General features: G+C 38.8%; 5 protein-coding genes. All 5 read right to left on the reverse strand.

Annotated elements, in window-relative coordinates; all coding sequences use genetic code 11:
• Positions 1–686: 686 nt before the first annotated feature.
• The 5 genes from L2729_RS21260 to L2729_RS21280 all read right to left on the reverse strand — a co-directional run bounded on the left by L2729_RS21260 (position 687) and on the right by L2729_RS21280 (position 6,389).
• Positions 687–1,142: a hypothetical protein gene (locus tag L2729_RS21260; RefSeq protein ID WP_248990020.1), complete on the reverse strand. Its 456-nt coding sequence runs from the start codon at positions 1,140–1,142 to the stop codon at positions 687–689.
• A 43-nt stretch (positions 1,143–1,185) separates the two neighbouring features.
• Positions 1,186–1,881 (reverse strand): RipA family octameric membrane protein, encoded by a 696-nt coding sequence (locus L2729_RS21265; RefSeq protein WP_248990021.1) that lies wholly within the window; start codon positions 1,879–1,881, stop codon positions 1,186–1,188.
• Between the two features lie 131 nt (positions 1,882–2,012).
• Positions 2,013–3,818 (reverse strand): ATP-binding protein, encoded by a 1,806-nt coding sequence (locus tag L2729_RS21270; protein ID WP_248990022.1) that lies wholly within the window; start codon positions 3,816–3,818, stop codon positions 2,013–2,015.
• Positions 3,819–5,012, reverse strand: a complete 1,194-nt coding sequence (locus L2729_RS21275) for a hypothetical protein (RefSeq protein ID WP_248990023.1) — start codon at positions 5,010–5,012, stop codon at positions 3,819–3,821.
• Positions 5,013–5,447: 435 nt separating this feature from the next.
• Positions 5,448–6,389, reverse strand: coding sequence for a DUF2971 domain-containing protein (locus L2729_RS21280; protein WP_248990024.1), 942 nt, complete (start codon positions 6,387–6,389; stop codon positions 5,448–5,450).
• Positions 6,390–7,464 lie beyond the last annotated feature (1,075 nt).

Genomic DNA, 7,464 nt, shown 5'->3' on the forward strand with positions numbered 1-7,464 from the left:
ACATTGTCAGACTCGCTGCTTTATTCAGAGTCTTAGGGTCATCTGGTGATACAGATGGTTCACTCTTATCGGGGTGAACAGCGCTTCATACGACCTCAGGTCGCACGGACAAAAGTGGGTTAGAGCATTGGTTCTAATTAACCTGACATTGATTAGAAAAAGTATCTTAGTTTCTCCAACGGTAGTGAATCGCTCTGCGCCCTTTACCTGATAATTAAATCAGAGGGCACAACTTCTCACTAGTCTTGGCTTGTTCAATACTTGGGATAGGTCTCGGCTGCGCGGCCTATTCTTATTAGTTATGCTATTTAACAGCTCTGGCTTTAGCTTCTCAAGCTGCTCACTCACTTGTCTGTATTTTTGTTGGTAATCCGCAGCAGCAACTGAACATGCTTCAGTGTAGCTATCACTGATCTTGTTTTCTTTTCCATTTAGCCAAGCTCTCGATTTGTCGTGCTCTTTTTGTAGAAGCTCTGAGTAATGCTGCTTTAAAGTTAAAAGTGAGTTAATCCGAGAAATGTCATTTGCTTTTTTAGCCTCTGACCAAGTCCACCTCGCATATACAGCAGATAGCAAAGCTACTAATGAGGCTCCAATTGCTATGCAATCTGAAAACCCCAAAGGTGACTCCTAAGTTGATGCCAATAAAAAGAAACGTAACAAGCTGTTTTTTGCTTTGTTATGCTTTATATTTGCAAATCATTTTTAGCTATTCTAATCATGGACTTAAGGCACTTATCCGTTGCTTTCAAATCTTCAGCCAAGTAGCCAAGCCAATTATTGTCTCTGCCTGCTTCAGAACACTCTTTCTTGTACAATTTTAGACAAGCAATGGCTTCATCTGACAGATAAAATGAGCCAGCATCCATTGCTCTATATATTTTCAACTCCGTTTTCTTAGAGTATTCTCTAAGAACTTTATCCTCTTCAGGAGTTAATTCCAGCTGTTTATGCTCTGCTTCTAAGTTTTCTTCTGCAAAAGCTTTTGCATCATGAATCACTCCCACCAAATTAGAGTAAGCATCAGCTTTCTTTTCCCACCATTTTTCAGTACGAAACTTTGCCAAGGATAAGTACACCGTAAACAACGAGCTTAATCCCGCTATAGCAACGCCAGCTAGTATTTTTAAAAATATTTCCATATTGCTAATACTCCTTGGTAAGAGGAAAACATAACGCCGCTATTTACAGACCGTTTTCTTTTGAATAGCTAACATTACGCTTGTACATAACAATTGGCCTTGATCCAAAACGACCCCTACCATGTCCAAAAATCATCGAAATAACAACCATAAAAGACATTACAGTACTAACCAAAACAAACCAATTAACAGTATAGTTTTCACCAAAAGACCGTATCAAATCTTGAACAAGTAAGTACTTGGTACCAAGTAGCAGCCAGATAAACACAAAGACTAAGCTAACGATTTCATTAATTTTTGATACTGAATACGTTTGCGGTGGGTGAACTATTTTATATAACGGACCAGTAAATGCGTCCTCTAGAAGGTCGACATGCACTTCCCAGTGCCGTTGCCATGATTTACTACCTATGTTTGTAAAGTGCCAAGCCAATGATAAGACAAAGCCAATACAAATAAGAAAATACACTTCAACATGATTGAAAACATCTGGGCTATCGTAATTGTCCGATGACACCAACGCGAAGTAACCAACAAATGTACTAGCAATAAACGCCCAAAAATACGTCGCTCGTTTCCAATACATTTCGATCTCAAAGTTTCTAGTAGCCCATGCTCTTTCAAATGCTCTTTCAGCTTTCTCAGGACTGATATCAATCAGATCCTTTTTGTATTCTTCCTCAGTAAGTTTGGTAAGCCCTGACTTCTTGGTTGAGAATATGTACTTCAAAATTGCCATTTAACCTCCAAAAAATAACACTTCCTATGCGTCTCTGCCCCGAACTTCTTACTCATATCACTTCAATTTATATTCAATAAGTTAAATAGAAGAAAATGACAATAGATCGGCAATTCTATAACTAAACTGCATCATTCCTCTTTTTTATCAACAAGCCCCCAGAGTTCCGCAAGATCCACGTCATCACTATCAGGACGACTTTCTTTGCTCTCGATGTAATCGACTTGCATCACAATTGGCAAATCGAAAGCAGTGCCAGTTACAACACATGCGCCCTTCGATAAATTCGGTATCAAGCTTTTTGACATTCGATCTAACGTACTAATTGTGTTGTCGATTAAGAATAAATCCTTGTCATTTACAAGCCTATGGATAAAGAAGTTGTGAAGCTGAGACATTATCGTTGGTGAAATATCTGCTGGTCTCTGGCTTGATAGTGTAAGGAACATCCCAAACTTACGCCCCTCTTTGATGATCTCTTCAAACATTTCTAGTCTGTAATCTTTCCAGATCTCGTGCTCACGATTTGACTGCTGCGACAAAATGTTATGTGCTTCATCAATAATGAAGTGCAACGTATTTTGAGGAGGCGTATCGACATTATCTCTGTGCTCTTGATAAAACATCTTTGCCAACAGCAAAGGCACAATTTTCTTGGTTGCTTGATTGCATCCTCTCAATGAGACAACATTCAGTAGCTTGAACTCCTCATTTACATTTTCTTTGACGCTAAAGATTTTCCGTAGGTCATTCACAGCACTTTCAACTCTCTTCAATAGAGGCTGTATGTGGTCAAATTGGATATGTCCGTATGATAAATCTCTCAGTAGTTGAACGTTAATCCGTACTACCAATTCATCTAATGCGTCAATTTGCGTTATATCTAAACGGTTTAATATTGGTCTTATGTTGTTATCAAAACCCTCTTTGGTGTCAAAAAATTCCCAGTTTTGTCTACCTGCAATTTTACACGCGAACTTTGAATTATTATCATACCAAAATAAGCTATTTAGCTTTTGGCTAAGCGGGGCATCTGAAAGGTGCTCTGCTATTACTTTAAGATGAACCAATGAATCTCTACTTTGTGCAGGATTGACAAGGCATAAGTAAAACGTTCCTATGATGTAGTCTTTTAAGCTTTCACCTTTATTTTTGTCTTTTTTCCTTCGTTCAATAACACGGTTGATAAACGGTGTCTGTGTGTTCGAAGTTGCCTGAAATAACAAAGCTAAGATTTCAGTATTCCAAAGCTGAACACTTGCCAACGGCAACCTTTCACCTACCTTGTTACCAGTACTTAGGTTGAAGGTCCTCTTATTGTCAGGACTCTTGATAAGTTGGTTACCAGTGTATTCACCGTTAAAATCAATTAACAGAAACTGACTTTTACCTTTCAACTTTTCCTCAAAGTTTGAAAATAACTCGGTATAAAGCCTGGTCAGGGTATTGGACTTACCACTACCAGTATTGCCAAAAATACCAATGTGGCTGTTAAAAACCTTGTTCCATGGAAGCGATACAGGTAGATCCTCTTTCAACATTTTTCCGATGTTAAATGTTCTATCTATACCCTGACTGAAAACGCTAATTACTTGATTCTCGTTGAGCAGGTAAGCTTTATCTTTGATCATCGGCATTAGTTTAATACCGTCTTTGAACTTACTCTGTTCAAAAAAACCGATGGGTTTGGCTTCTACCTTGCGGATATATTGAATTTTGTTGTCTTCTAGTTCAAATCGCTTCTCATCCAGATATTCACCTTCAATGATGCAAACAATGATGCAAAAACCACGCTTAACTCCAATATATTCACGTATAGAAACACCCCTGTACTTCTTTCCATCGTGATACATAGTTTCTAAGCTTGATTCATCATAGATGCGTAGAGTGACTTGAGTACCTCGAACCGCAACGACTTCACCGACGTTAATACTCATTTAGTCGTCATCCCTAAGTAAATCAGCATTGAATACTTCTTTGTTGAACTTCGTGAAGTCTAAATTTTTACCGTCGAATTTGATTAATGTGACGTTTTTGTAACCACCAAAGTGTCCACACATTGTGTCATGCTCTTTGTCGTTAAAGCAGCAAATGAATACTTGTAGCTTGGAGTTGGACAGTGAACGTTTAATCAAGTTGCGGATGTGCTCGTCAGCAAACGAAAAAGCGAAACTAATTAGAATCGAATTTTGCTCTTCCAATCGATAGCTTAGTAAACGAAGCATTTGGTAATAATGCTCCTCAAAGACAGTTTCATGAAACTTCCATTTGGTAGGATTGACAATGGGGAGTTTGTCATAGGATTCCCAAAATTCTGTTCGAATGTCCTTATTAAGCTCTAAATTGAGAGCAAGTAGATCTTGCGTTGTTTTGGTTTTATCGTTGAGAATATCACTTAGCTGTTTAAGGCTATCGCGAGCTTCTTCTGGAATTACCACCGCAGTATCAAGGAAATTATAATCTACCTTAATAGTGTCTTTTAATTTATGCCAATAAGCAGAGCCATGCAGATTGATAAAGTTTATTTGTGGAATATCAGATGAGTTTCGTCCGAATACGCCAGATTGACACACGTAATTATTGAAGTTGCGTGCTGATAGAGTTCTTTCGAGGAAGCCACTTGAACCGTCATTGATGCAGAATTCAAGATTCCCTTTCTTAATCAGCTTGTCTGCTACTAATGGTACACACCCATCGTAGTTAGTAGTAAAAAGGTTACAACGTCTTTGAAAGTCATTCTTCTGCTGTAACAGCCTTACAATAGAGTCGATGAAGACTTCATAATTTTCGATAGTCTCTTTTCTTAGTTTTATTTTTTTACAGACCTTACACTGATCGTCGTTTGTACATTCTTCATCATGAGGAATATGGACGTCACTAAGCTGAAACTTACACACTGGCTCGATAATGTTTTCGTAGTAGTACATAAACAGCAAAGCGTGATGATTCTTATACGGTTCTCCAAGCTGATCTAGCTTAGTGGCGATTGTTTCAATTGTTTCGTTATTTGTTTCATCACCAGAGTCTTTGATGGGTAGCCATAAGGTAGGAAATAAACCACTAGAGGCCCCAGCACCAATAAGAAAATTTAGTTTTTGTTGGTAAATTTCGTTTAAAGGTATAGAGGCCATTTAAAATCGCTACTGAATTGATAATAATATGGTCTCATAGTAAATGTATTAGATAAATTCAGTCAAATGATTGTGTATAGAAATGGTGCATATCCGCTCTAATGCATAACGGGCAATTCAGAGACGCGACAATAAGCCTGATTCTACCTACTAAGTGAATTTTTGTATTGATTCACCGGGTCGTGCTGTGGGCGAATGCTCTAAACCGACTTGATAGACTCATTTTAGTTAAAACTGGACCGCCTAGATTCTGGTAACATTTTGCTGGCATGGAAAAAGTAGGTCAAATTTCAAACCATATTATGTGTCGAGTAGCCGTCGAAACACATTTTGGGGCATAAACGTATCTGCTGCACTTTACTGACACGTACCTGGACAAATGGGCGCGAGAGCATAAGTAATATTCAGTGTTCCTGAGCTGACACATAGATATGCTCAAGGTTCAAATACTGGTTTTGGCTCCATTTTGAACTCGTTGACTGAAAGCTCCATCCCATAGACTGGAATCTTTTTCATTATAGCGATATTGATTAGTCTCGTTTTGTTTCTGGGTAGCATCTTTGCGCCCAAATAAATTGCTTTGACAGATGGTGATGGTTGATTAGCTGCTGGTTCAGAGAACCCATTTATCAAAATCAAGCGCCATTCTTGTTCGTATTCCCAATCTTTTGCTTTATGCATTGAGGATATAATACCCATCATATTACTTTCCGTCCCTCCATTTAAACGCTCTTCAAAATAGTTTGATGCGTCAAATAAGCGATCTTCATAAATAACAGGCCAGACTAACCTACCCAAACCTGATTCTTGATCTAACTCCGAAAAGTCATATTCCATCACAAACCCCTTGTGCTCATTTGTATAGTGTGACCACATCAAGGTTGAATCAACTCGTTCACTCAACGAGCAAATGTTAGGACCATTTTTTATATACTGATTTATCTGCTTAACTTGTTCGATGTTAAACATTTTTTCTAGAAGGAAGTCATGTACTTTCTCTGGGGCTGGGTGGTTATGAGATTTAGCCGAAATTATTTCTGCGATAGTTATTAATGGCTCTGAAGAACCTTTTATTATTGCTATCTCATCATTTGTGTAAAGGCCTTGAGCATACATCAAGTGATTATTTGCTAATGTATCAGGATGGTATTGGAAGAAAAGCGAGCTATCATACGGATCATTGAACTGACTAGCTTTACAGCACCATAGAGTGTTGTTTTTAAGGTTATCTAGCGAGTATTTCCCAAAAGTACGATACTTAAACAACCTTTGGGGTATATGCTTTAGTTTCAAGTCTACAGCACTCGGAACATCTACATCGTAAAGGTTTGGGGAGAAAAACAGCTTTTTAAGTTCATCTATCCATTCTTTACTCATCAAATCATTCCTTTATTTAAAAGTAAGATGCTCATACTAAAGGTTTTTAATAGTTCTGAATAGTCATCGAATCAGTAGATACAAGCCAAAAAAATAATCAATCCAACACATATTTAATTATTAGGAAAATTTGGTCAAACATCGCTGATTAAGAACAATGAGAGCAATTGCACTAACGAGGAAAGATCGGATAAGCGGCACCTGTTACCAAGTGCCGCTCTCCTAAGAACCGTACGTGCAACTTTCACTGCATACGGCTCAAGCCTCCACTAAGGCGTACTATGTTACCCGGTAACCACAAGGGTTACCTTTGCAATACTAACTTGAAGCTTTGATACTTCTGCTCTATTACTTTCCAATCGATGGATTGTCATTGAGCAAAGCAAGGAGAGGCACTAACCTCATTTGAAGTCATCATTTGCGTTTCTCCATTAACAAAGTTCTTCTAATGTTCTTGCAATGGGAGACCAGCTGGAAGTGGGCTCACTTTCGTGCCAGACACAAGTCCGTATCTGCATTATTACAATGCAGCTTTAGCTTTCTCCAGTCTCCTTTACCTGCACCACTATCGGCTATCTTCACAGATAACTTTCCCAAAGGGAGCGATTCAGGCTTACCGTGTTCCGTATGAAGCGTAATGTCAGTTTAGATGCCCACTCTAGTACGGAGAGTAATGTTGATCACGAAAGAAAAATGCCCAATCTCTTTCCAGCTCTCGTTGCCTTTTTGGTCACAGCGTATAAACCACTTCCGCTGCTTCTCATATAACGCACCTTACGTGGATTCACATATGTTCATCATACTGACTCCCTAGCACTCACCCGATTGTGGTTATCAGGAAGAACGTCCTCTCACGATTCTGTTCCCGTCCAATGGACTTCGTTACATTGTCAGACTCGCTACTTTATTCAGAGTCTTAGGGTCATCTGGTGATACAGATGGTTCACTCTTATCGTGGTGAACAACTGAAGTGGTCAACTAATTTTGGCCAAGGACTTAGAGTCATTCTGAAATAATCGTTCAGACTCTGCAGGCGTCAAACCACCGTTGTACTGATGTGGCCTGACTTGGTTGT

Source organism: Shewanella gelidimarina, assembly GCF_023283945.1.
GTDB lineage: Bacteria > Pseudomonadota > Gammaproteobacteria > Enterobacterales > Shewanellaceae > Shewanella > Shewanella gelidimarina.

Bases quoted from the DNA above. Each gene is read 5' to 3' on its own strand.
- L2729_RS21260 (WP_248990020.1), bottom strand. From the start codon at position 1,142: ATGGAAATATTTTTAAAAATACTAGCTGGCGTTGCTATAGCGGGATTA.
- L2729_RS21265 (WP_248990021.1), bottom strand. From the start codon at position 1,881: ATGGCAATTTTGAAGTACATATTCTCAACCAAGAAGTCAGGGCTTACC.
- L2729_RS21270 (WP_248990022.1), bottom strand. From the start codon at position 3,818: ATGAGTATTAACGTCGGTGAAGTCGTTGCGGTTCGAGGTACTCAAGTC.
- L2729_RS21275 (WP_248990023.1), bottom strand. From the start codon at position 5,012: ATGGCCTCTATACCTTTAAACGAAATTTACCAACAAAAACTAAATTTT.
- L2729_RS21280 (WP_248990024.1), bottom strand. From the start codon at position 6,389: ATGAGTAAAGAATGGATAGATGAACTTAAAAAGCTGTTTTTCTCCCCA.